Source organism: Enterococcus rivorum, assembly GCF_001742285.1.
GTDB classification, from domain to species: Bacteria; Bacillota; Bacilli; order Lactobacillales; family Enterococcaceae; genus Enterococcus_L; species Enterococcus_L rivorum.
In genome coordinates, this window is record NZ_MIEK01000068.1 from 1 (window position 1) to 2,024 (window position 2,024).

General features: G+C 32.6%; 2 protein-coding genes. One reads left to right on the forward strand and one right to left on the reverse strand.

Features of this window, described 5'->3' with window-relative positions; all coding sequences use genetic code 11:
* Nucleotides 1-121: 121 nt before the first annotated feature.
* The gene (locus tag BCR26_RS16625) at nt 122-415 is read right to left on the reverse strand and encodes a transposase (RefSeq protein ID WP_069700077.1); all 294 of its coding nucleotides are present in this window, start codon (nt 413-415) and stop codon (nt 122-124) included.
* Between the two features lie 536 nt (nt 416-951).
* Here BCR26_RS16625 and BCR26_RS16630 point away from each other — a divergent pair.
* Complete coding sequence (locus BCR26_RS16630) at nt 952-1,623, forward strand: winged helix-turn-helix domain-containing protein (protein WP_069700078.1); 672 nt, start codon at nt 952-954, stop codon at nt 1,621-1,623.
* Nucleotides 1,624-2,024: the final 401 nt, after the last annotated feature.

Below are 2,024 nucleotides of genomic sequence, written 5' to 3' on the forward strand. Positions count from 1 at the left end.
ATGGCGGAGTTGAGTCCTACTGGGGCGACGATTCCGCCATAAATAATATCTTTGCCTACTTACATTTAGAATCCTGCACAAAGTTTGAATTGACTATTGTTGATGATGTTTGTGAACAAACTCAAAACGAACTACTTTTTTGCTTCACAAACGTGTAGAACTTTTTTAGAATGTCATTTTCCTCTGTTAGCCGTTTATTTTCCTGTTCAAAAATGTAGAAATCTGCTTTATCAGGTAATCTTTTTCCTTGTCCAGCAAAAGCATTTTTTTCGTATCGACGATATTCTGAAACCCATCGAGAAATTGTTGGACGTGAGATATTATATTCTTCAGCGATTCTTTTGGTAGTTATTTTTTTCTCAAGAATATCCTGTGAAATCTTTAGTTTAAATTCACGATCATATGTTTTTCTCAATAGAGTTCATTCCTTCCGGTAATGTAACTGATAGTCAAGAAAAGTGTATCACAGCCTATAAGTATAGAAGACTATACTATCAATCAAATATCGTTACTTCTCAATGTGAAGCAGCATATTTCTGAAATCGATGTGGTTTTTGCCGTTCGTTCATTGGTTGAAGCGAGTCGTCAACAATTATTTGATCGATTAGAACACCATTTGGACTGACCTACTTACCATTCCAAAATGTTGCTGAAAATCACTTTATATGCGCATATAAAAAAATTTGAATCAGGCAAATTGAATTTCTGTTGTATGACAGTTATCGAATACGTTGATCAGTCAATCATAAACAAATCAGATACTTACAGGAGCTGTATCTGATATTTTTAGTCCAATTTTTGCACGCATGTGGATAATTAGACAATTTATTTTGAATAAGTAATGTATTCTTTGTAAATAAGTATATCCCATATTTTTTAATGTACCCTAGGAACTAGCATTTCATTCTTAGAGAAGTATAATAAATAAAACATGTAAACGGAGGAATAAATATGATTTATATTGGACATGTTCATTTATTTTCCCCTGTAGGTGAACAAGACTATACCTTGTTTCCAGAAAAAATATACTCTGTCGTCTCGCTAGACAATCTTTCTGTTGAAAGAACAGAGATATTAAATACAGTTCATGGAATTATTTTGGATGCTCGCTCAGATGAAAAATTTATTGAAACCTGTGAGGCATTAACATTAATGAATCAAAATAAGTCGCTTTTTTTGTGGGTAATTTCTTCTGTGCAGCCACATGAAAGAGAAGTTTTTCTACACTTAGGAGCTCATTGTATCTATGAGACATGGAGGGAGGCTGTGTTTAGCATAAAGAATTTTTTTTCAGTGTTGTACTTGCCTGTTCCTCCAAAAAATAAAAACATTAGTATAAATGAATCTAATAGAACTATTTTACTAGATGGAACAAACGAACGTTCGCTAACTCAATTAGAATTTAAGTTATTTTTACTTCTATATCAAAACCCAGAGGAAATTTTTTCCTATGAACAGATTGCAAACTATTTATGGGAACAATATAAGAGTTTAGAGGATACTAAGACTAAGTATCGTGTTGCCAACCTCATTCATCTTTTGAGAAATAAGCTAAACGATTCGAATATGCAGCTTATAAAAACATTGAGAAACAGGGGTTATTATTTTCAGCTTCCTAAATAAGTAGCCACATCTTTAAAAAAGTTTCCAAAAAATGGAAACTACTTTTGTTTTCAAAATCTTATAAACGAGGAAAAGTTGGCAAAAAAAAGGCAGTCCCTTTCATTTATATGGGATTAACGAATTATGCTATAGTAGGCACCAAGTTAAGTGAAGTCGAGGATGAATTGTCATGAAACATAAATCATTTACACAAAAATTCAAATGACAAGCTACTTTACTCGTCTTAGACGAAGGAATACTTGTTCAAACTAGAAGTCCGTCCCAATTCCATCTACCAGTAGATTCAAGAATATGAAAAACATGACGAACGTGCTTTTCCGAGAAAAGTAGCCGTGAACTCATTCGTATAAATGAAATTAAGCGAGTTAAAAAAGAGAATAAGCGATTAAAAGAAGAAGTGA